The organism is Rhodococcus globerulus NBRC 14531 (assembly GCF_001894805.1).
GTDB lineage: Bacteria > Actinomycetota > Actinomycetes > Mycobacteriales > Mycobacteriaceae > Rhodococcus_F > Rhodococcus_F globerula.
This window is the reverse complement of the sequence record NZ_BCWX01000001.1, coordinates 775,217-796,232: the sequence shown is the minus strand read 5'-3', so window position 1 is coordinate 796,232 and position 21,016 is coordinate 775,217. Positions and strand designations below refer to the sequence as shown.

General features: G+C 63.7%; 20 protein-coding genes. 7 read left to right on the top strand and 13 right to left on the bottom strand.

Features of this window, described 5'->3' with window-relative positions:
* The first annotated feature begins 2 nt into the window (after nucleotides 1-2).
* Together RG2_RS03490 and RG2_RS03485 are read left to right on the top strand one after the other, a co-directional pair.
* Nucleotides 3-2,315, top strand: coding sequence for a glycerol-3-phosphate 1-O-acyltransferase (locus RG2_RS03490; RefSeq protein WP_033235499.1), 2,313 nt, complete (start codon nucleotides 3-5; stop codon nucleotides 2,313-2,315).
* The gene (locus tag RG2_RS03485) at nucleotides 2,312-3,745 is read left to right on the top strand and encodes an HAD-IB family hydrolase (RefSeq protein WP_033235500.1); all 1,434 of its coding nucleotides are present in this window, start codon (nucleotides 2,312-2,314) and stop codon (nucleotides 3,743-3,745) included. The genes RG2_RS03490 and RG2_RS03485 overlap by 4 nt, the downstream gene beginning before the upstream one ends.
* Nucleotides 3,746-3,776: 31 nt before the next feature.
* On the opposite strand, the gene RG2_RS03480 is transcribed toward RG2_RS03485, so the two are convergent.
* The 3 genes from RG2_RS03480 to RG2_RS03470 are packed head-to-tail and all read right to left on the bottom strand — an operon-like array spanning nucleotide 3,777 to nucleotide 6,644.
* The gene (locus RG2_RS03480) at nucleotides 3,777-4,607 is read right to left on the bottom strand and encodes a sugar phosphate isomerase/epimerase family protein (RefSeq protein WP_033235501.1); all 831 of its coding nucleotides are present in this window, start codon (nucleotides 4,605-4,607) and stop codon (nucleotides 3,777-3,779) included.
* 7 nt (nucleotides 4,608-4,614) lie between these two features.
* Entirely contained in the window at nucleotides 4,615-5,694 is a 1,080-nt protein-coding gene (locus RG2_RS03475; protein ID WP_033235502.1) for an Rv0497 family membrane protein, read from the bottom strand.
* Complete coding sequence (locus RG2_RS03470; protein ID WP_033235503.1) at nucleotides 5,694-6,644, bottom strand: Ppx/GppA family phosphatase; 951 nt, start codon at nucleotides 6,642-6,644, stop codon at nucleotides 5,694-5,696. The genes RG2_RS03475 and RG2_RS03470 overlap by 1 nt, the downstream gene beginning before the upstream one ends.
* 66 nt (nucleotides 6,645-6,710) lie before the next feature.
* On the opposite strand from RG2_RS03470, the gene RG2_RS03465 reads away from it, so the two are divergent.
* On the top strand, nucleotides 6,711-7,496 hold the full coding sequence (locus tag RG2_RS03465) for a DUF3109 family protein (protein WP_033235504.1): 786 nt from the start codon (nucleotides 6,711-6,713) through the stop codon (nucleotides 7,494-7,496).
* A gap of 58 nt (nucleotides 7,497-7,554) precedes the next feature.
* On the opposite strand, the gene RG2_RS03460 is transcribed toward RG2_RS03465, so the two are convergent.
* From RG2_RS03460 to RG2_RS03425, 8 genes are all read right to left on the bottom strand, one after another.
* Entirely contained in the window at nucleotides 7,555-8,244 is a 690-nt protein-coding gene (locus tag RG2_RS03460) for a winged helix-turn-helix domain-containing protein (RefSeq protein ID WP_033235505.1), read from the bottom strand.
* Nucleotides 8,241-9,476 carry a sensor histidine kinase gene (locus tag RG2_RS03455; protein WP_033235781.1) on the bottom strand — a complete coding sequence of 412 codons (1,236 nt, stop codon included), beginning with the start codon at nucleotides 9,474-9,476 and terminating at the stop codon, nucleotides 8,241-8,243. The genes RG2_RS03460 and RG2_RS03455 overlap by 4 nt, the downstream gene beginning before the upstream one ends.
* 162 nt (nucleotides 9,477-9,638) lie before the next feature.
* Complete coding sequence (locus RG2_RS03450; RefSeq protein WP_174557327.1) at nucleotides 9,639-10,394, bottom strand: phosphoglyceromutase; 756 nt, start codon at nucleotides 10,392-10,394, stop codon at nucleotides 9,639-9,641.
* A 46-nt stretch (nucleotides 10,395-10,440) separates the two neighbouring features.
* The gene (locus RG2_RS03445; RefSeq protein WP_033235507.1) at nucleotides 10,441-12,042 is read right to left on the bottom strand and encodes an AMP-binding protein; all 1,602 of its coding nucleotides are present in this window, start codon (nucleotides 12,040-12,042) and stop codon (nucleotides 10,441-10,443) included.
* Nucleotides 12,043-12,176: 134 nt separating this feature from the next.
* Nucleotides 12,177-12,710: a type III secretion system chaperone family protein gene (locus RG2_RS03440; RefSeq protein ID WP_051730615.1), complete on the bottom strand. Its 534-nt coding sequence runs from the start codon at nucleotides 12,708-12,710 to the stop codon at nucleotides 12,177-12,179.
* A complete protein-coding gene (mshA, locus tag RG2_RS03435; RefSeq protein WP_174557326.1) occupies nucleotides 12,707-14,065 on the bottom strand; it encodes a D-inositol-3-phosphate glycosyltransferase in 1,359 nt (452 codons plus the stop codon). The genes RG2_RS03440 and mshA overlap by 4 nt, the downstream gene beginning before the upstream one ends.
* Before the next feature lie 12 nt (nucleotides 14,066-14,077).
* Nucleotides 14,078-14,905: an alpha/beta fold hydrolase gene (locus tag RG2_RS03430; RefSeq protein ID WP_033235509.1), complete on the bottom strand. Its 828-nt coding sequence runs from the start codon at nucleotides 14,903-14,905 to the stop codon at nucleotides 14,078-14,080.
* Complete coding sequence (locus tag RG2_RS03425) at nucleotides 14,851-16,077, bottom strand: MFS transporter (protein ID WP_033235510.1); 1,227 nt, start codon at nucleotides 16,075-16,077, stop codon at nucleotides 14,851-14,853. The genes RG2_RS03430 and RG2_RS03425 overlap by 55 nt, the downstream gene beginning before the upstream one ends.
* A 101-nt stretch (nucleotides 16,078-16,178) precedes the next feature.
* On the opposite strand from RG2_RS03425, the gene RG2_RS03420 reads away from it, so the two are divergent.
* From RG2_RS03420 to RG2_RS03410, 3 genes are read left to right on the top strand one after another with little or no spacing between them, the layout of a single operon-like run.
* Nucleotides 16,179-16,952 (top strand): PIG-L family deacetylase, encoded by a 774-nt coding sequence (locus RG2_RS03420; protein WP_033235511.1) that lies wholly within the window; start codon nucleotides 16,179-16,181, stop codon nucleotides 16,950-16,952.
* 45 nt (nucleotides 16,953-16,997) lie between these two features.
* The gene (locus RG2_RS03415; RefSeq protein ID WP_033235512.1) at nucleotides 16,998-17,390 is read left to right on the top strand and encodes a PaaI family thioesterase; all 393 of its coding nucleotides are present in this window, start codon (nucleotides 16,998-17,000) and stop codon (nucleotides 17,388-17,390) included.
* Nucleotides 17,387-18,391, top strand: a complete 1,005-nt coding sequence (locus RG2_RS03410) for a tocopherol cyclase family protein (RefSeq protein ID WP_033235513.1) — start codon at nucleotides 17,387-17,389, stop codon at nucleotides 18,389-18,391. The genes RG2_RS03415 and RG2_RS03410 overlap by 4 nt, the downstream gene beginning before the upstream one ends.
* Here RG2_RS03410 and RG2_RS03405 read toward each other — a convergent pair.
* Nucleotides 18,357-19,226: a LysR family transcriptional regulator gene (locus RG2_RS03405; RefSeq protein ID WP_033235514.1), complete on the bottom strand. Its 870-nt coding sequence runs from the start codon at nucleotides 19,224-19,226 to the stop codon at nucleotides 18,357-18,359. The genes RG2_RS03410 and RG2_RS03405 overlap by 35 nt on opposite strands.
* Before the next feature lie 70 nt (nucleotides 19,227-19,296).
* Between RG2_RS03405 and RG2_RS03400 the strand changes: the two genes are divergently transcribed.
* Entirely contained in the window at nucleotides 19,297-19,656 is a 360-nt protein-coding gene (locus RG2_RS03400) for a YybH family protein (RefSeq protein ID WP_033235515.1), read from the top strand.
* A 15-nt stretch (nucleotides 19,657-19,671) separates the two neighbouring features.
* On the opposite strand, the gene RG2_RS03395 is transcribed toward RG2_RS03400, so the two are convergent.
* Nucleotides 19,672-20,934 (bottom strand): ROK family transcriptional regulator, encoded by a 1,263-nt coding sequence (locus RG2_RS03395; RefSeq protein ID WP_033235783.1) that lies wholly within the window; start codon nucleotides 20,932-20,934, stop codon nucleotides 19,672-19,674.
* Nucleotides 20,935-21,016: the final 82 nt, after the last annotated feature.

Genomic DNA, 21,016 nt, shown 5'->3' with positions numbered 1-21,016 from the left:
TCATGACCGCAGACGTGACCCGACAGAATGTATACCTGACCGAGCCGATGACCGAGGCCGAAGCAGGCGTGCTGCGAAAGTGGTTGGCCGACAAAGCTCGCGGCACAGCGCAGCCGTCGACTACCGTCGCGATCACCGATCGCACGCTCGGCGAACTGTCCCGCCGAACCGACGACCCGATGCTCGCTCCGTTGCGAGTGGTGTGGCTACCCAGCAACCGAACCGAACAGAACGTAGCAGGGCGCGTTCGCAATGCGCTCGCCCCGCGAGATCCGTTGCACCCCGGCCGGAGCGCGCAGCGCCGCACACTGCGTACCGACCCCGACCGGTGCCAGGTCATCGAGGGCCGGCCCGCCCCGCTCAGCGACCTGTCACGCCGCCTCGACGAAAGCGGCGGCGGATCTTTGCCCGAGTTCATCCGCCGTCAGGCTGCCCTCTCCCTCGAGCGAGCAGAACTCGAATTGATCGGCGGGCAGTACAAGGTGTCGCGATTTGTCGTCGACGAAATCACCGACACCCGGCGCTTCACCACCGAGACCATGGCCCTCTCCGACCGTCTCGGCATCGCCGTTGCCGAAGTGGACCGGCGTGCGCGCGAAGCACTCGAGGAAATGGTTGCCACCCAGAGCCGCCAGGCAATCGCGGTGTGGGATCGTTTGGGACGCTACTTCGCTCGCGCGTACACGATCGATGTCGACACCAGCCGATTCGACGAACTGCGGGAGCTCAACAAGGAACATTCACTTGTCTTCCTTCCCAGCCACCGCTCGTATCTCGATCCGCTGGTGCTCCGCCCCGCACTGATCAACAACGGCCTTCCGCTCAATCACGTGATGGGCGGACTCAACATCAGTTTCTGGCCAATGGGGTCCATCCTCAAGCGCAGTGGCACCGTCTTCATCCGTCGTAGCATCGGCGACGACGAGGTCTACAAGTGGTCGATGCACGAGTACATGCGGTACCTGCTCACCAAACGATTCAATCTCGAGTGGTACATCGAAGGCGGTCGTGGACGCACGGGCAAACTTCGTCCGCCGCGTTTCGGGTTGATGACGTATCTGGCCAAGGCTTTTCACGTCAGCGGCGCCTCCGACGTCTACCTGGTGCCGGTGGCGCTGAGCTACGACCAACTCTACGAAGTCGGTGCCATGGCCGCCGAGGCCCTCGGCGCCGAGAAGAAGCCTGAAGGCCTGCGCTGGATGTTCGGATACGTTCGGGCGCAAGGCAAGAGGAACGGCGTCGCACACGTCACGATCGGGCGGCCACTTTCCTTTGCCGAAGCACTCCGGCAAGAACCCGACCAGCGCCTGGCCATTCAGAAGGCGGCGATCGAAGTGTGCCACCGCATCAACGAGGTGACGCCGATTACGGTGTCCTCTCTCGCGATGCTCCCCTTCCTCGGAATCGAGGATCGCGCGCTCACCGTCACTGAACTCACCCTCATCCTCACGCCCCTGTTCCAATACATCACGGCGCGCAAACTACCGCTCGCCGGCGATGTGGAACTCGACGATCCGCACGTCATCGACAAGGCACTGCAGACGCATGTCGAGTCGGGCGTGCTGATGCATTTCGACAAGGGCGGCGAAAAGGTCTTCTACCTGGGCAAGGATCAAGGTCTTGTTGCAGCGTTCTACCGCAACAACACCATTCATTTCCTCGTTGCTCGGGCAATCGCGGAACTGGTTCTGCAGGCGGCGGTAGACGAGCAGTTCACCGACCCGATCCTCGACGGCTGGAATGAGGCCAAACGCATTCGGGACCTGATGAAGTTCGAGTTCTTCTTCAGCGACCGGGACACCTTCGAAGAAGAGATGCGCACCGAACTGGACCTGATCGACCCCAGTTGGAGCTCGGTCACCGCCGACCCGAACCGCACCGCGCACATCATCGAAGGCGTTCGCCCTTACCTAGCCCACCGTGTACTGCAACCGTTCCTCGAGGCGTACCAGGTGGTGGCCGACCAATTGGTCCTCGCGCCGGTGTCGAAGTCCTTCGACGAAAAGTCGTTCACCCGCAACTGCATCGACGTGGCCCACGAGCGTCGGTTGCGCCAGCAGATCGCCAGCAGCGAATCGGTATCCGGCGAATTGTTTGCCACCGCACTCAATTTGGCACGCAATCGCAATCTCGTGGAAGCCGTGGACGACGGGGTCGCCGAGCGTCGAGTCGCCTTTGCCGAGGAACTCCGGGTATTGGTCGACCGGTTGCGGCGGATCCGCGAACTCGCCCACTCCCGCCTCGACGCGGCAACCAGATCCTATGGCGCCGCAGCCACTCCCAATCCCACCCCTCACGAGGAAGCAGGACCGTGACCGGACTCGAGCGTCTGCACGCCGCGATCAAAGCGGCCCCAGCCGGACCCGACACCATTGCCGCGTTCGACCTGGACGGCACCCTCATCAGCGGGTACTCCGCCAGCGTTGTCTACCGTGATCGACTGCGGCGCTTCGATATCAGCCTCGGCGAACTGCTGCGGACCACCGGCGCCGCCATCGACACCCAGTTTCGCGGTGCCGACGTCGGCGCGCTCATGGACATCGCAGTCCGCGCGCTTACCGGCCGCACCGAGGAAGAACTGAACGACTGGGGCGAGCGGCTGTTCAGGCAGGAAATCGCCGCGATGATCTACCCCGACGCTCGCGAGATTCTCGCGGCGCATCGAAAGGCCGGTCACACCGTTGTGATGGCCACATCGGCCACGCCGTTCCAGGCCCGAGGGGTTGCCGCGGATCTCGACATCGAAGACGTGCTGTGCACGGAAATCGAAGTGATCGACGGCATGCTCACCGGCGACCTGTCGGCGCCGGCACTATGGGGTCCCGCGAAGGCCGACGCACTCGCGGCCTACGCCGAGAAGCGCGGCGTCGATCTGCGGAATGCCTTTGCGTATTCCAATGGTGCCGAAGATGTTCCGATGCTCGAATCCGTCGGCCGCCCCGTCGCCTTGAATCCGGATCGCACCCTGGCGAGTGTCGCGAGGCGCAAGGGCTGGCCCTCCGTCACGCTGCGTAAACCACAACGCGGAGCAACTCCCCTCTCGACGGTGCGCACCGCCACCGCGATGGGCGCATTGGCTGCCACTGCTGTGGTGGGCTTCTCGGCCGGTTTGGTCACCGGCAACCGGCAATTGGGAGCCAACCTCGTGGGCACATACGGCCCCGACATCTCCCTGTCGCTACTGGGCATCGACGTCGAAATCGACGGTGAGCACAATATATGGGATCACCGCCCAGCCGTCTTCATGTTCAATCATCAAAGCTCGCTGGACCTGCTGGTACTGGGCACCGTCATCAAACGCGACGTGACCGGAGTGGCGAAGAAGGAAGCGGCAAACGATCCTCGCTTCATTCCGATCGGCGCCCTGTTGGACGTCGCGTACATCGATCGATCCAACACCGCCAAGGCCAAGGCGGCATTGCAACCGGCCGTCGACAAGCTGAAAAACGGCGTCTCGATAGTCATCGCGCCCGAGGGAACACGTTCCGCCACACCAAAACTCGGGGCATTCAAGAAGGGTGCGTTCCACCTGGCCATGCAAGCGGGCGTTCCCATCGTGCCGGTTGTGATCCACAATGCCGGTGAACGCATGTGGCGTAATTCCCTTGTCGCCCATCCGGGCCCGGTCTACGTTTCGGTTCTCGACCCCATCTCCACTACAGGATGGCAACTCGACGACCTCGATTCTCACATCGAGGAAGTGCGCTCACAGTTCGACGCAGCGCTCACTGCCGGGCATCCCTGAATATCGGACATCGCTGACAGCCACCAAAGATTCAGGCCAGGTGCTCGCGTGCAAACGCGAGTGCCTGCGCCAGCATCGAGGATCTTTCCCGCCGCGTGCGAGCATTCTGGGTGTTGATCTCGAGGACGGCCTGGCCGGTGAAACCTGTTGCGGCCAGGTGTCGGCATATCTCGGCGCAGGGTTGTGATCCGTGGCCGGGAATCAGGTGCTCGTCCATCGACGCGCCTCGCCCGTCCGCGAGGTGCAGATGCTGGAGTCCCTTGCCCATTCTCGCAGCCAGTTCGAATGCGTCCATGCCGGCAGTTGCGGTGTGCGACAAGTCGAGTGTGTAGTGGGAATGATCGGAATCGGTGGGATCGTACGACGGACTGAACGCCGACAACGCCGCTCCTGGACCGCCGCGCTTACGTAGTCGCTCGGCCGAGCGGTCCTTGCCGCCGAAAAAGCTGTCGGCACGCATGGGGAACATATTCTCGACAGCTACGACGACGCTGCTTCGCGATTCGAGGTCTACGACCTGATCCGCAAAGCCGTCGGCATATTTGCGTTGCCACCGAAACGGCGGGTGCACAACCACAGTGGTGGCGCCCAACGTTTCGGCAGTGCGGACGGACCGCTCGAGCTTCTCGATCGGATCGGCGCCCCACACACGCTGCGAAATCAGCAGACACGGCGCATGAACGGCCTGTACCGGAATCCCGTATTTGCGCACCAACGCCGCAACGCCACCGACGTCTTGGCTGACCGACTCGGCCCACACCATCAATTCGATGCCGTCGTATCCCAAATCGGCCGCGTAGCGGAACGCAGCTTCGGTGTTCTCGGGATAAACCGATGCCGTCGACAAGCCCACAGCGATCATCGTCGGATCAACCCGAGGTCAACAAGAACGCCAGCGGACCCAAGGTCACGATCATGCCGACAACGACCGCAATCACAAAACTCGTGATGTCGTCCGTTTTCCGCAGAACTCGAACAACCGCCACCAGACCGACGATAACGATCAGGGCAAGTACCAGCGCCACCCACGGCAGCATGTCCCAGAGCTTCTCGAAACCCTTGAACATCGCGCCGCCGATGATGAGCGCAACAACAACCTGTCCGGCCAGGATCGCCCATTCACGGATCGAGTTCCGATCGCCGGTGTCTTCTGCAGTGGCAGGCTCGGTCGGTGCAACCTCTTCCACGGAAGCAGGCGAGGGCTCCGGCGCTGCGGCGGCTGGTTCCGTCGAACCGGCATTCTCGGCGGGTTCGTCGCTGATCGAGGCCATCATCTCGGTGCTGACATCAGCGTCAGCCGGGCTTGGCGCGACTCGCGGAGGCAGGATCGGCGAGCGCATCGACGGATTCTGGGAAACCTCGCGTTCTTGCCGCATCAGGTCACCTGCCAACGTCTGACCGGACAGCAGAGCAGGCTCCTGCGTCACCTTCGGTGGCCCAGCCGGCACCGGCTTCCTGGTCGTGGTCTCGGGCACGTCCTTCTTGGGCACAACCGGCACAGCCTGAGTAGGCACAACACGTACAGCCTGGGTCGGCGGGAGAGGCGCAGCCTTCTTCGGCTCGACGGGTGCGCGGCTGACCCACTGCCCCGGCGCGCTCTTGGAGATCGGCTTGTGAAGGTCGATCTTGGTGTCGTCCGACTCGTCGTTCTCGACCGACTGCGTGAACTCTGTCACCGGAGCCTGAGTGGACTCAGGCTTGGTCTCGACGGTCTTGGTCTCGACGATCTCGGTCTCGGCAGGCTTGGTTTCAGGCGGTGCCGGGGGTGCGTCCGATTCGGCTGCCGAACGTGAACCGGCAGGCCGAACGATCGGAATTTCGCCGGTGAGTTCAGCTACGGAGATACCTCCGGCCACGCCCCGACGACGACGCCCACCGCGGGACTCGACCGTCTGACCGTTCCGCTTGAGCAGTTCCGCTACGGAAATCTGCTGACTGTCCTCGGTCATCAAGCACTCACCACCAATTCACCGCCCATTTCTGTGTCGAGCTTCCGCAGAATCAGACCCTCGCGCAATGCCCACGGACAAATTTCGAGTTCGTCCACTCCGAGCGCTCGCATGGTTGCTTCTGCGATGAGTGCGCCGGCCACAATCTGCTGTGACCGATCTGCACTCACTCCTTCCAATTCTGCACGGTCTGACGCCGTCATCCTGGATATGAAGGCTATGAGTTGCCTGAGTCCGCTGGCGGTCAGGGTCCGTTTGGCACGCGGCCCGGCTGCGGACGGTGCCGCGCCGGTGAGCCTGGCCAAGGAACGGAAGGTCTTCGAGGTGCCGACGGTCCGGTCCCAGTCGCCGGCGCTGCGGAGTTCCTTGGCTGGTCCGAGCAGTTCTGCGTCCAACCAGTCCCGAAGCACGGCGACGCGGCGCTTGCCGGGCGGGTCGGCGTGGAGCCAGTCCCTGGTGAGCCGGCCTGCGCCGAGTTGGAGTGAGAACGCGACGTCCGGATCCTCGTCGCCGCCTGCGGTGAGCTCGAGTGAACCTCCACCGATATCGAGGTTCAGGATGCGTCCGGCGCTCCAGCCGTACCAACGGCGGACCGCAAGGAAAGTCAATCGGGCTTCGTCGACACCGGAGAGCACCTCGAGTCCTACGCCCGTCTCGGCGCGCACGCGGGCGAGCACGGCTTCGGAATTGTTGGCGTCGCGCACGGCGGAGGTGGCAAACGCCATCATTTCCTCACATCCGGACATTTTGGCGATACCGGCGAATTCCCCGACCGTGGAGACCAGCCGATCAGCCCCGACGACGGTGATGTCGCCCCGGTCGTCGGTGTTTTCCGCCAGCCGCAAAGTCGCCTTGGTGGAGCTCATGGGTGTTGGGTGGCCGCCACGGTGGGCGTCCACTACCAGTAGATGAACGGTGTTGCTTCCGACGTCGAGTACCCCTAGTCGCACATCGCCACGTTACTGGGTCTACGGTCTGCCCTTGTGACAGCAGGTAACCCAGACCGGTCCCACAAGATGACTCCAAGCCCCGAGGTCGACCTCGATTTCCCGCGCGAGTGGGTCGAATTTGTCGACCCCGACAACTCCGAACACCTCATTGCCGCCGATATGACGTGGCTGCTCTCGCACTGGACCTGCGTGTTCGGCACTCCGGCATGCCAGGGAATTCTCGGCGATCGTCCCGACGACGGATGTTGCTCGCACGGCGCGTTTCTCTCCGATCAGGAGGATCAGGACAAGCTCGATGCGTCAGTGAAACTGCTCACAGCCGAGGACTGGCAGTTCATGGAGAAGGGTCTCGGCAAGAAGGGCTACGTCGAGGAAGACGACCTCGAGGACGAGCCGGCGCTGCGCACCCGCCGCTACAAGGGCGCGTGCATTTTCCTTAATCGGCCGGGTTTTGCGGGCGGCCAGGGGTGCGCGCTTCACTCGATGGCGCTCAAGAAGGGCATCGAGCCGCTCGAGGTGAAGCCGGACGTGTGCTGGCAGCTTCCGATCCGTCGTACCCAGGACTGGGTGGACCGCCCGGACGGGGTTCAGATCCTCAAGACCACGATCACCGAGTACGACCGCCGCGGCTGGGGCGAGGGCGGCGACGACCTGTCCTGGTACTGCTCGGGCTCGCCCGACGCTCATGTCGGCCAGAAGCAGGTGTGGCAGTCGTACGCCCCGGAGTTGACCGAGTTACTCGGGAAGGCCGTTTACGACGAGCTGGCTCGCCTCTGCAGGCGCCGGGCCGGGCTCGGCCTTATCGCAGTCCACCCGGCAACCACGATCGCTCAGAACAAAGCTCAGGCGTAAAAACAACTTCAGCCGCCCCACACGACGTGTGGGGCGGCTGAACTTTTTCGTCGTTCTTTCAGGCTTCGAGCTTGTATCCCAGACCACGTACGGTCACGAGATGCTCCGGCTTGGCCGGGTCCGCTTCGATCTTGGAACGCAGCCGCTTCACGTGCACGTCAAGGGTTTTGGTGTCGCCGACGTAGTCCGCTCCCCACACACGATCGATCAACTGGCCGCGGGTGAGCACGCGTCCGGAATTGCGGAGCAGGTACTCGAGGAGATCGAACTCCTTGAGCGGCAACGTGATCGGATTCCCACCCACCTGGACGACGTGGCGTTCGACGTCCATCCGGACCGGTCCGGCTTCGAGGACACCGTTTTCCGAACCCAGGTCTGCCTCGTTCTCGACGCCGCGGCGCAGCACGGCCCGGATACGGGCAATGAGTTCGCGGGCCGAATACGGCTTGGTCACGTAATCGTCCGCACCGAGTTCGAGGCCGACAACCTTGTCGATCTCGCTGTCGCGGGCCGTCACCATGATGACGGGCACACCGGAACGAGTGCGCAGCGCCTTGCACACGTCGGTACCGCTCATACCGGGCAGCATGAGGTCCAGCAGCACGATGTCTGCGCCGGAACGATCGAATTCCGCCAAGGCCGACGGGCCGTCGTTGACGATGGTGGTCTCGAACCCTTCCTTGCGGAGCAGGAACGCCAGCGGATCCGCCAACGACTCCTCGTCCTCCACGATCAGCACCCTCGTCATCGTTTGGCCTCCATGCCTGTGTCTTTACTGCCTGAGTCTCGTCTACCGCTTCGCCCGGAACCGAGTGCTCCCGCGTCGCCGTCGTCGAGGTCGTCGGTCTCCTCCACATGCGCTGGTATCTGCAAGGTGAAGGTGGACCCGGTTCCTGGTTTGCTCCATACGTCGATGGAGCCGTTGTGATTGGCCGCTACGTGCTTGACGATCGCGAGCCCCAGTCCGGTGCCTCCGGTCTGGCGCGATCGTGCTTTGTCGACCCGGAAGAATCGCTCGAATACGCGTTCCTGGTCGGCTTTTGCGATTCCCTCGCCGCGATCGGTCACGGCGATGGCGACGTTGCCACCGCGCATCGAGCGACTGACCGAAACCGGAGAGCCCTTGGGCGAGTATGCAATCGCATTCTCGATGAGATTGGACAGTGCGGTAACGAGCAACGTCTGATCGCCGAGAACTTCGAGTCCACTCGGATGATCGGTGGTGACGGTGATCTCGGCTGCCTCGGCCGACAACCTCGACCTCGACAACGCTTCGGAGACAACGGTATCCACGTCCACGACATCGAGGTCGGGAAGTTTCTCGGCTCCCTGCAATCGTGAAAGCGCGATCAGTTCCGTCACCATCTTGCCGAGGCGAATCGACTCGCTGTGCACTCGTTCGCCGAAGTGCCGCACCGACTCCGGATCGTCGGCGGATTCCAGCAGTGCTTCTGCCAGCAAACTCATCGCTCCGACCGGGGTTTTGAGTTCGTGACTGACGTTCGCAACGAAGTCGCGTCTCGTCGCCTCCATGCGAACCTGCTCGGAATCGTCGTCCGCGAACAGGACCACGAAATTGCGCTCGTCCTTGCTGAGCAGACGCGCCACCCCGCGAACCGCGATCTTGTCGCGTCCGCGTTGGACGGTTGTGGCCGTCAGATCCACTTCGACGGGTTGCCCGGTCTCGAGCACCTTCAGGGCTGCCTGCCACGCCCGCTCGTCGACGCGGCGATTCTTGACAAGCCCCAACTCTTCCGCGCGGGGATTGAACAGCACCACGTCGTGATAGCCGTCGACAACGGCGATACCGCTCTCGGACGCCAGCACGATCAGGTCCAGGACCTGCGACATTGTCAACCCGGTCTGTTCTGCAGCACGTTCGCGGTGCCGTGAGCTCAGCCTCGGAATCAGCACACCTCCGACGAGGTATCCGATCAAGCCGCCAACCACGATCAGCAGCACTGCAGTTGCGACACTCACGGCGCAATCGTACGTTCGCGCGTCGAGTGGGTTACGGCGGGTTCGAGCATTTCCGCCCACGTCATCCGCCCGGTGGGCGGCGTTGGCGCGCCGTTCATCTGCTGTTCGCCGAAGCCCCCCGAACAGTCAGTTCGAGGGGCTTCGGAAGTCATCATGATGGCGCTACTTCGCGCCCTGATTCGCCACTGCGGCAGCGCCTGCGGCGGCCGCCTCGGGATCGAGGTAGGTGCCGCCCGGGTTGAGCGGCTGCAGGTTCTCGTCGAGGTCGTAACGCAGCGGAATGCCCGTCGGGATGTTGAGACCGGCGATGTCCTCGTCGGAAATACCGTCGAGGTGCTTGACCAAGGCGCGCAGCGAATTGCCGTGAGCGGTGACCAGAACGTTCTTACCTGCGAGCAGTTCCTGGGAGATCGTGCCTTCCCAGTACGGGATCAACCGCTTGACGACGTCGAGCAGGCACTCGGTCAGCGGCACCTCGTCGAGGTTTGCGTAACGCGGATCGGTGTCCTGGCTGTATTCGCTGCCCGCTTCGATGGCCGGCGGCGGCGTGTCGTAGCTACGACGCCACAGCATGAACTGATCGTTGCCGTACTCCTCTTTGGTCTGAGCCTTGTTCTTGCCCTGCAGGGCGCCGTAATGGCGCTCGTTGAGGCGCCAGTCGCGGACGACGGGGATCCAGTGGCGATCGGCCGCATCGAGTGCGAGGTTGGCGGTGCTGATCGCGCGGCGAAGCAGCGAGGTGTAGAGGACATCGGGCAGCAGGCCGTGCTCGGCGAGCAGTTCGCCGGCGCGCTTGCCTTCGGCCATGCCCTTGTCGGTCAGGTGTACGTCCACCCAGCCGGTGAACAGATTGAGTGCATTCCATTCGCTCTCGCCGTGGCGAAGCAGGACCAGTGTTCCGATACTCATGCCGTTCATCCTGGCATGAGTACCGGAACACGTCTTGATCAACCCTGCCGCGAAATCAGCTTTGCGCTGCTTCTGCGGTGCGCAGATCCTTGCGGAGGATCTTTCCGGCCGCGGACTTGGGGACCGTGCTGATGAAGGCGACCTTGCGAACCTTCTTGTGCGGTGAGACGCGCTCGGCGACAAAAGCGATGACGTCGGTCTCGGACAACGCGGCACCGTCCTGCAGGACGACAAACGCCTTCGGCACTTCCTCGCCCTCCTCGTCGAGCACTCCGATGACGGCGGCGTCGGCGATCTGCGGGTGGGTGAGCAGCAACGCTTCGAGTTCGGCCGGCGGAACCTGGTAGCCCTTGTACTTGATCAGTTCCTTGAGACGGTCGACGATGGTGACGACACCTTCGGCGTCGACGGTCGCAATGTCGCCGGTACGCAGGTAACCGTCGGCGTCGAGGGTGTCTTTGGTTGCCTGCTCGTTCCCGAGGTACCCGGCCATGATGTTCGGGCCCTTGCACCACAGCTCACCGGGCGAACTGACCTCGCCGGAACCGGCCGCGGGGTATGCAACCTCTTCACCGGTGCCCGGATCGACGAGCTTGCATTCCATGTTCGCGATGGTCGGGCCGCACGAGTCGAGCGGCATGTCGTCCCGGTCGAACGGAATTGCATGGCTGACCGGGCTCATCTCGGACATGCCGTAGCCCTGACGGACCCGGCAGTTCAGGCGATCGGCGACGGCCTTGCCGAGGGCGGCATCGAGCGGGGCGGCGCCGGAGAAAATCGTGTGCACACTCGACAGGTCGTACTGGTCGACCAGTGGATGTTTCGCCAACGCGACCGCGACGGGCGGCGCGACGAAGATGTATGTCGATTTCTGCTCGGCGAGGATCCGCAGAAATTCGACGAGATCGAACTTCGGCATCGTAATCAGGCTCGCGCGGGCGAAGAGCGCGGCGTTGAGCAGCACCGTCATGCCGTAGATGTGGAAGAACGGCAGGACTGCGAGAATCTTGTCGTCGGAGCCGATGCCCATCCGCGGCATGATCTGGCAGACATTCGCGACCAGGTTGCGATGGGTGAGCATGACCCCCTTGGGTCGACCGGTAGTGCCTGACGAGTACGGCAGCACCGCGAGTTGGGTGGCCGGATCGAAGGAAACCTCGGGCGGCGTCGCACCTTCACCGAGCAGATCGCGCAGCGAGAGGTGGCCTTCGGCGCCGTCGAGGACGATCACGTTCTCGGCCGGGATGCCGACCTCGTCGGCCGCCGCCTCGGCTTGCGGAAGCAGCGGCGAGACCGTGAAGAGGAACGTGGCCTTCGAGTCGGTGAGTTGCTTGGCGATGTCCTCGGCGGTGTAGAGAGCGTTGATGGTGGTCGCAACGCCACCGGCACGCAAGATGCCGTGGAAGACGGATCCGAACGCCGGGACGTTCGGTGAATGCAGAGCGACGACGTCCCCCACAGCGAGTCCGCGCGCGGCGAGGGCTCCAGCGACGCCGTTGATCTGCGCGATCAGCGAGGCGTACGTGGTGACGGTGCCCGAAGCGCCCTCGACAAACGCGGTCTTGTCGAGATCAGCGGGTTCGATGTTTCCGAACAGGAAGTCGTAGACGCTGACGTTGGGGATGTCGACGTCGGGGAACGGACTCTTGAAGCTCAACGGTGCTCCTCGTGAAGGTTGCGCGGCAAGGTGACGAACAATTTACTGTGACTTACGGAAACAGCATTATTCCGTGATGGTAGTCACAAAGTAAAGAACACCCTACGGGACACATCGCCGATATGTCTCACGCATCACTTCTCGGCGGCAGTGTCCAATTCTTCGGCGTCCGCTTTCTCGCCGTCCGCTTCTTCGATCAGATGCTTGAACGGTTGCAGGTTCGCCAGCGACTCCCCACGCGAGACGCGCCACGCCCATTCCCGCTTGATGGACGAGAAGAATCCGAGTTCGAGGATGACGTTGAAATCGCCGTCCGCAGCCTCGAGGACCTGGCCGAGAACCCGATCGAGTTCGTCACCGGTCACCGCATGTTCGGAGATCTTGCCGACGAGGTAGATGTCCCCGACCTTGTCGAGCGTGTACGCCACCCCGTACAGGCGACGGTTCCGCTTGAGCAGGAACTTGTAGACACCCTCGAAGTTCTCGTCGACCTTGCGGCACACAAAAGCTTCGACCCGCACACCGTGGTTCCCGACGGTCAGCAAAGTCGACGTCTTGAGTTTGTGCTCACCGGGAAGTTCGACGATGAAATGGGTGCCGTCGCGCTTCGTGAATTCGAGTTCACGCTCGGTGAGGGCCTGCTCGATGATGTCGGAAACACTGCTCATGTACGCACTCCTCCGGTCCGTCGCAGACGCCACAGTCCCCGCGCGCGGCGGGGCGAGAAGTCACTGGGACCGGTTCCGTTGTTGTAGTTGACTGCGGCTTTGCGATAGCTCTCGAGGAGTCCGTCCGCGGTGTGTTCCCACGAGAAGTTCTCCGCGTGACGGGGAGCGCGCTCGGCAAGAGTTTCCAGACGCGCGGGTTCGGTGACCAGCGCTTCGAGAGCGCCTGCCCAATCCTGCGTCTTGTGCCCCTGCACCAGTAGGCCCGTCTCACCGTTGCGAACGGCAACACCCAGCCCGCCGACGTCAGCGGCGATCACGGGAGTCCCACAGGCTTGAGCCTCGATGGCCACCAGGCCGAATGATTCCGAATAGCTCGGTACCGCAACAAGATCCGACGCCCGATACACATCGGCCAGCCGCGTCGGCGCTTGCGGCGGCAGGAAGGTCACCTGCGCCGTGATGCCGAGGGTGCGTGCCAGCTCGATCAAGACGTCCGGCTGAGCCAGTCCGGTGCCGGATGGACCACCGACGACCAGGATGCGCAGCGGCAATCCGGGGTTGCGGCTGATGACTTCCGCAGCGGCACGCAGAAGGACGTCCGGCGCCTTGAGGGGTTGAATGCGACCGACGAACGTCACGATCACTTCGTTGGGATTCAGGCCGAACGACGCCCTGGCCCGATCACGATCGCCCGGACGATAGAGCGTCAGATCCGCGCCGGGCGCGACGACGTCGATGCGCGTCGGGTCGGCCCCGTACAACTCGTGGAGAGCTTTGGCTTCGTCGGTGGTGTTGGCAACAAGCCGATCGGACTCGGCCACAACCTGTTGCTCACCGATCTGCCGAGCGGCGGGTTCGGGCGTGTCCCCCTCTGCCATCGACAGGTTCTTGACGGCGGCAAGAGTGTGCGCGGTGTGGACGAGCGGAACGCCCCAGCGGTCCCGAGCCAACCAGCCGACCTGCCCGGACAGCCAGTAGTGCGAGTGAATCAGGCTGTAATAGCCCGGTTCACGACGCGCTTCCTCTCGCAGGACTCCGGCGACAAACGCGCAGAGTTGCGTCGGGAGATCTGCCTTGTCGAGGCCCTCGAACGGACCGGCGGCGACGTTGCGCACCCGAACCCCCGGTGCGGCTTCGACGACGGGAGAGTCTGCCGATGACGTCGCGCGGGTGAAAATCTCCACCTCGACACCACGTTTAGCCAACTGAATCGCGGATTGCAGGACGTAGACGTTCATCCCACCTGCATCACCGGTGCCTGGTTGCGCCAAGGGCGAGGTGTGGACCGACAGTACGGCCACCCGGCGAGGGCGCGAAGTGTGCGTGGGTGTCACGACTCCATAGTGCCCCCTCACCGGGCGCGAACTCTAACCGAGGCTGGAGACAAACGTTCTCACTTCGGACACGAATCGGGTCGGATCCTCGACGAACGGCCCGTGATCGCAGCCGTCCCAGTACGACGCCTGCGACTTCGGAATCAGCTCTTCGGCGTGCTTACCTGCACTCACGTCGACAACGGAGTCTTCGGCGCCGTGCAGAACCAGCGCCGGGATGTCGAGGGAACGGAGCAGTTCGTCGTGACCGACCGCACGGTTGAACAGTGCGGCCCGCACGCGCGGGCGGGTCGCGAGGCTCGCACCGAACAGGGCCTGCGACTGGGCCCCTTTGCCTTCCGGCGGGCCGGTGAGCGCGTTGCCGAACGCGCCGAGTGCCCGAATCGCCTCGCGGGGATCTTCCGACATGGCACCGGGAACAGCGCTGCGCATTGCCGCACCCACCTTGCCGCCCTTCTCACCGCGTCCGATGCTCGTGATCGCCCCGACCAGGACAACGCCGGCGACAGCGTCCGTTCCGTGCGCTGCCAGGTAATCGCAGATCACGAGTCCGCCGTACGACCACCCGAGCAACACGGCTTTCTCGGTGATGCCCTCGGCTGCCAGGACAGCGGCAACATCGCCGGCCCAGTTCGCGCTGTTGTCGTAACCGTCTTCGGGGGCGTCGGAGTATCCGTGGCCGCGTAGATCAACGGCGATCAACCGGTGCGAGGACGCCAGTTCGCTCAGAACCTGCTCACCCCAGCACTGCGAGGACTGTGCCCAGCCGTGCAGCAGGACCAGCGGGGTTGCTTCCGGGTTTCCGGTTACTCGGTAGACGATGGACGTGCCGTCGACGCTGACGGCTTCACGAATAGACATGCCGTCACGATAGAGGCTGTGACCGCTGCGCCGACGGCAAGCGTGTACGCCGACGAGACTCCGTAGCGGTCGATCAGCTGCCCCGCCAGCGCGGATCCGAGCGCCACGCCGACGCCCAGGCCGGTCACCGTCAGCGTCATACCTTCGGTGAGTTTCTCGGGTGGGACGATCTGCTCGACAAGAGCTGTGGCGATGATGAGCGTCGGCGCGATTGTCGCGCCGGCCAGGATGTAGGCCGCTGCCAGTCCCGCGACGTTGCCGACCAGCAGGAGCGGAATGCTCAGCACGGTGACGGCAATGGACGCGATCATCAGCTGTCCGCGTAGCGAGCGCGTCGGGTGCCGGGACCCGAACACCAAGCCCACGATTCCCGATCCGCCGGCAAACAGGGCGAGGACGACGGTCGCCGACCCGGGCGAGTTCTGTTCCTGGGTGAACGCGATGGCACCGACGTCGATGACGCCGAACATGGTTCCCAGCATCACCATCACGATGATGACGATCCACATCGCCGGGTTCGCGAGAACCGAGCGTCCCCGGCCCGGTATGCGCGGATGAATCTTGGGTTCCGTCGATCGCTGCGCCACCAGTAGGAGCGTGCCGACCACAAGAAGAATTACTCCCGCGAGCGGACCGGCTTCGGGAAACAACCCGATGCTCAGACCGACCGAGAGCACCGGCCCCACCACGAAACAGAGTTCGTCGACGACGGATTCGAACGCAAAAGCTGTGCGCAACTCAGGTTCTCCGACGTAGATCGCAACCCACCTGGCGCGAACCATCGCACCGATCGTCGGGGTCGCACCGGCCGGGATCACCAGAGCGAACAGCAGCCAGTCCGGCGCTTCGAATCTCACGGACAGCAGCAGCGCACCGATCGAGATGGCGCTGACCGCAGCGGCCAGGGGCAGAACCGCGCGCTGCCCGAATCGATCCACCGTGCGGGACACCAACGGCGCTATGACGGCGCAGGACAGCGCAAATACTGCTGCGAGCGCGCCGGCCAGCCCGTAGTCACCACGAAGTTGCGAGATCATCGTCACGATTCCGATGCCGATCATCGCGATCGGCAACCGCGCGATGAAACCGGCGGCGGAGAAGGCAATGGCGCCAGGGGCGGCGAATATTTCGCGATATGCCCCCATCAGGCCTTTATCGTCGGAACTGGTCATGACTGATTCTCGTGCACCCCACAAGGTTCACAGAATATGTGCAGCCACCACAAATCCCGGCTCGAGTTGACCTGTCGGTAGCTTGCCCTACGATTGCGCGAATGAGTGTCCTGGTGTGTTTCCACGCCCATCCCGACGACGAAGTATTCATCACGGGTGGCGTCATGAGAATGGCTGCCGACGCGGGTCATCGCGTTGTTGTCGTCACGGCCACCGACGGTGCGCTGGGTGAGTATCCCGACGGCCTGTTGGACGAGCACGAATCATTGGCGGAGCGTCGCAGCCGCGAACTCGAGGCGTCCACCGATGCCCTCGGTGCCAGCCGTGTCGTGTCGCTGCACTATCCGGATTCCGGAATGGTCGGCACCCCCGAGAACGAGAATCCCGACGCTTTCTGCAATGCCGAAGTAGACGAGGCGGCCGAGCGTCTGGCAGAAGTTCTTCGCGAGGAGAACGCCGACATCCTGACGATCTACGACGCCAATGGTGGTTACGGACACCCGGACCACATTCAGGTGCACTACGTCGGCATTCGGGCGGCTGAGCTCGCGGGCACACCGCTCGTCTACGAGGCGTCCACCAACCGCGATCACATGAAGATGCTGATGCTTGCCAACCCGGAGTGGACGGAAGAAGCGCAGCCACCGGACATCGAGACGTTCGGCCTTCCAGCCGAACAGCTCACCACGGCCGTCGACGTCAGTTCGGTGATCAGCTCGAAGCGCGCGGCCATGTACGCGCACGCCACACAGGTCGGGGATTTCGGGCCGTTCCTCGAAATGCCCACCGAGCAGCTCACCGCGGCATTCGGTACCGAGTGGTTCCGTCGACGCAACGCCCCGGACGGCCTGTCGGAAACTGCGCTTCCGCTGTAGCCGAAGCTCCACATCGGCTTCGACTTCTGGTTAGCATCGGTAGGCATGGACCTCGAACAGCTTGTCGCGAGCATGCCTTTTGCCGTTCATACCGGAGTGCAGTTGGACAGTGCGACCTCCGAAGAGGTTGTCGGGCACCTCGATTGGGACAACCACCGCACCACCGCCGGTAACGGAATGCACGGCGGCGCCTTGATGACGCTGGCAGACAGCGTCGGCGCCGTCTGTGCATTCCTCAACCTGCCACCCGGCGCCGGCACCTCGACTACCAGTTCGTCGACGGTCTTCACTCGGGGTGTCCGCAAGGGCACCGTCACTGCAACTGCCCGGCCACTGCATGCCGGCCGCAGCACCATCGCGATAGTCACCGAACTCCGGGACGACGAGGGCCGTCTGGTCGCTCAGGTCACGGCATCCCAGGCAGTGTTGGGGCCGTGAACCTTCCCGGGTACCGGTCATCCGGCGCCACCGCGCCGTACGGCAATCTACTTGCCTCGCACGATGTTGCGATGGAAGGCTATTTCTGGCGGTTCACGCTGCCGGAAAGCGGCCGCGTTGTCATTGCACTGGCCGGAATCAATCGAGCGGCCGACGGCCATTGGTCGACGCTCGCGATAGCCGCGCATCCCGGCGGTTTCCTCAGCGACACAGAGCATCCCGGCGGATATGCCGATCCTGACCGGCTAGGGGCCTATGCGGACAACGCTTTTCGCGGCACGACGGATCAGGTACACGCCGATCTCGAGACCGCGCGTCTGGACGTTCGCATCTCGAACCAGCGATTCTGGCCGCGTCGACGCTTCGGCGGTTCCAGCTATTTCCAGTCTGTTCCCGCTCTCAATCAGTACTGGCATCCGTGGCTTCTCGGTGGCAGAGCCGAGGGCGCCGCGATCATCGACGGCGAGACCTGGGATCTCACCGGAGCACAGGTGTACGGCGAGAAGAACTGGGGCAAGGGTGGTTTCCCCGAATCCTGGTGGTGGGGCCAGGCTCAGGGGTTCACCGACCCGAATGCATGTATCGCCTTCGCAGGCGGGCAGATCAGCGCGGGGCCGCTTCGCACCGAAGTCACCGCCGTTGTTGTCGCACTGCCCGACGGAACCGTATTCCGGCTGGGAAACCCGGTCACCTCGCCCGTGACCACAGTGGTTGCCGACGACCGCTGGACACTACGCGGCCGCAATCACCTCTGGAGTGTCGAGATCGAGGGCAGCGCTCCCCTGTCGGACGCCCATATCCTCCCGGTACCTCTTCCCGCGCAGCGCCGCAACGTTCCTGGCGCACTGGAACATCTGGGTGCCACGTTGACTGTGACCGTACGTCGGCGAGGCGCTGTGTACTGGACCGACACTTCTCACCTCGCGGCCCTCGAGCACGGCGGGTTGGACCGCGCCCAATCGGAAGTCACGAGACGGGAGCAGATCGCGCCAGATCTATGAGCGCCGACGCCGCCGGATTCTTGCCGCCGCAGGCGCGCCACACCAGTTCCAAGCGGGACCGGGCCTCAGGTTCGAGGTTGATCCGATGCAACTGTCCCACTGCGGATTCCGGGATTACCGCCATCCCCAACCCCTGCGCTGCCAGTGAGACGATAATCCCGAGATTGCTGGCCTCGAGCGCAACTGTGGGGGCGACGCCTACCGCCGCGCAGGCCGCGTCGAGGCACGTCCTGATACCGGTTCCCGACGGAAGGCAGATCACGGACCGCGTCCCGAGTTCCGCGAACGGCAGAGTATCCCGTTCGGCAAGTGGATGATTCGCGGCCACTCCCGCCACCAGTCGCTCATCGGTGATCACGCGGGATTCGAGGCCCTCGGGCAGCTCCCCCGCCACCCCGACAACCGCTATGTCGAAGGTTCCGTCCGCGACACCGGCAAGAAGGTTGCGTGAATCATCTTCGGCCAGAGAGATATCCAGACCCGGATGTCGGAGGTGCAGCCGAGCCAGGAGATCTGTCAGGTCAGCCGAAGCACAGGCCGTCACCATCCCGACGGAAACCGAGCCTCGGACCAATCCTTTCAGCGCGTCCACGACGTCGCGGACGCTGTCCACGGAGGCCAGGGCAGCGCGAGCGTGGGGCAGCACAGCGCGCCCCGCTTCGGTGGGACGTACGGTCCGGCTGCTTCGATCGAGCAGTTCCTGCCCCAACTCCCGCTCGAGGCGTTTGATCTGCGCACTCACACCTGGTTGAGCGACGTGTAGACGCTCGGCCGCGCGGGTGAAATTCGCTTCGTCGACCACTGCGACGAAGTACTCGAGTTGCCGAAGTTCCATAACTTTTGATTCTAGCTACGAGACAAACCAGATCTTGGACTTATCATCAGCATCGCAGCACGATGGAGGCATGACAACAACAGACACAACTCGAGAAGCCCGGACCCCGGAAGACCTCGCTCGCCTCTTTGTCGAGTTCGCCAACGCCGGTGACGCCGACGCAGTAGCGGGACTCTACGAAGAGGGCGCCGTGATGGCATTTCCGCCCGGTTCACTTACCGTCGGGCGTTCTGCCATCCGCGACGTGATCGCACAGATGCTCGCTGCCGCACCCACGTTCACCGTCGAGAAGGCGCTGCCGACGGTCGTCAGCGGTGATCTCGCGATGACCTCCACTGCGCCGGCCGACGGTACCGGCGGACGCACTCAGGTTGCGCGCCGCCAGCCCGACGGACGGTGGTTGCGGGTACTCGACCGGCCGGAGCTGTAACCGGCACAGACGAAGTCAGATTACGGCGGCCCGGCGCATCGCTGCGGCCGGATCAGCGAACAGCGAGCTCAGCGACACCACGGTCGACGCATATTCCTGCACCCGATTCCCGAAGCCGGTGATCCGAATGTCCTTACGCTCCAGGGACGATGTCGTCGAGAAAGCCTCGGCGACATACGGCGCGCCGGCCGGGTAGTCGGTGAAAGCCTGGCCACCGAGGATCACACGATCCGGGTTGAACAGATCACGCAACAGCGCCACCGTGCGACCCAGCACCCGTGCTCGTTCGACCAGGAGTTCATGTGCCGCAGCCGAACCGGCAGAGGCCGCCGCGTACACGTCGGCGATGGTGATGCGCTCGCTACCCTGAATCACCGCGCCGCTCGACAGCGCCTGCGTCACAATCGCTCGATCGCTGATGGTCGCTTCCAAGCACCCCACGGAACCGCAGGCGCACCGGGCCGACGACCCCGTCGGCAGGTGCGCGATCGAGCCCGGTCCGCTGGACGGGGTGTGCACGCGACCCTCGAAAGTGATCGCAATGCCTGATGTTTCGCGCGCATAGAAGTACAGCGCAGTGGTCCCGGTAGCCGGTGTCTCGGTGCGATCGGCGCTCAGCAGCAATTCCGATGCGGCCATGGCCTCGACGTGCGCGGCAACCGAAACCGGCAAGCCCAATCCGGCTCCGATGACGGCGCCGACCTTTGCTCCCTTCCATCCCAATCGGGGGTGGTCGACCACGCCGGTAGCAGAGTCGACGCGTCCACCGATCGCAACGCCGACAGCCAGCGGTCGACGTTTGTGCCACCGGGATGTGAACGATTTTGCCGAACGCGCGATGGTCGCGAGTGCAACAGATGAATTGGTGGTGGGCGTCGGGATTTCGACGGCGCCGAGCACCCGGCCCCGAATATCGCTGGCAATGATGCTGGTGACGGCTGCACCGATGTGGATGCCGACCGTCAGATACGGCTCGTGATTCACCTCGAACGGAACCTTGGGGCGACCGATGGCACCTGAGGCAATCAGATCTGCTCGCTCACGGACCACTCCGAGGTCGAGCAGGCTCGTGACCTGCCGATTGACGGTTGCAATGCTCAACCCGGAGGCCTTGGCAGCAGTGTCCCGCGAAATCGGGCCTCGCAGCCGAGCGATGCGGAGGACCGTAGCCGCCGGTCCGTCGGCGATGCGCAGCTCAGGTGCAACAACCTGAGGCCGCGGTCCGGAGAGGACGGTTCGTGATCGAAGCTGCGGGGCAGTAAGTGTGGGGGTCGACATGGCAGTCCCTTGCAGAAGGAGGAGAAAGCGCACACTTCAGCCCTCGGACCGGCATCAATGCTGGTCAAGGAAGAAAGGGTGG

Bases quoted from the DNA above. Each gene is read 5' to 3' on its own strand.
- RG2_RS03490 (WP_033235499.1), top strand. From the start codon at position 3: ATGACCGCAGACGTGACCCGACAGAATGTATACCTGACCGAGCCGATG.
- RG2_RS03480 (WP_033235501.1), bottom strand. From the start codon at position 4,607: ATGATCGCTGTGGGCTTGTCGACGGCATCGGTTTATCCCGAGAACACC.
- RG2_RS03475 (WP_033235502.1), bottom strand. From the start codon at position 5,694: ATGACCGAGGACAGTCAGCAGATTTCCGTAGCGGAACTGCTCAAGCGG.
- RG2_RS03465 (WP_033235504.1), top strand. From the start codon at position 6,711: ATGACTCCAAGCCCCGAGGTCGACCTCGATTTCCCGCGCGAGTGGGTC.
- RG2_RS03460 (WP_033235505.1), bottom strand. From the start codon at position 8,244: ATGACGAGGGTGCTGATCGTGGAGGACGAGGAGTCGTTGGCGGATCCG.
- RG2_RS03450 (WP_174557327.1), bottom strand. From the start codon at position 10,394: ATGAACGGCATGAGTATCGGAACACTGGTCCTGCTTCGCCACGGCGAG.
- RG2_RS03440 (WP_051730615.1), bottom strand. From the start codon at position 12,710: ATGAGCAGTGTTTCCGACATCATCGAGCAGGCCCTCACCGAGCGTGAA.
- RG2_RS03430 (WP_033235509.1), bottom strand. From the start codon at position 14,905: ATGTCTATTCGTGAAGCCGTCAGCGTCGACGGCACGTCCATCGTCTAC.
- RG2_RS03425 (WP_033235510.1), bottom strand. From the start codon at position 16,077: ATGACCAGTTCCGACGATAAAGGCCTGATGGGGGCATATCGCGAAATA.
- RG2_RS03420 (WP_033235511.1), top strand. From the start codon at position 16,179: ATGAGTGTCCTGGTGTGTTTCCACGCCCATCCCGACGACGAAGTATTC.
- RG2_RS03415 (WP_033235512.1), top strand. From the start codon at position 16,998: ATGGACCTCGAACAGCTTGTCGCGAGCATGCCTTTTGCCGTTCATACC.
- RG2_RS03405 (WP_033235514.1), bottom strand. From the start codon at position 19,226: ATGGAACTTCGGCAACTCGAGTACTTCGTCGCAGTGGTCGACGAAGCG.
- RG2_RS03400 (WP_033235515.1), top strand. From the start codon at position 19,297: ATGACAACAACAGACACAACTCGAGAAGCCCGGACCCCGGAAGACCTC.
- RG2_RS03395 (WP_033235783.1), bottom strand. From the start codon at position 20,934: ATGTCGACCCCCACACTTACTGCCCCGCAGCTTCGATCACGAACCGTC.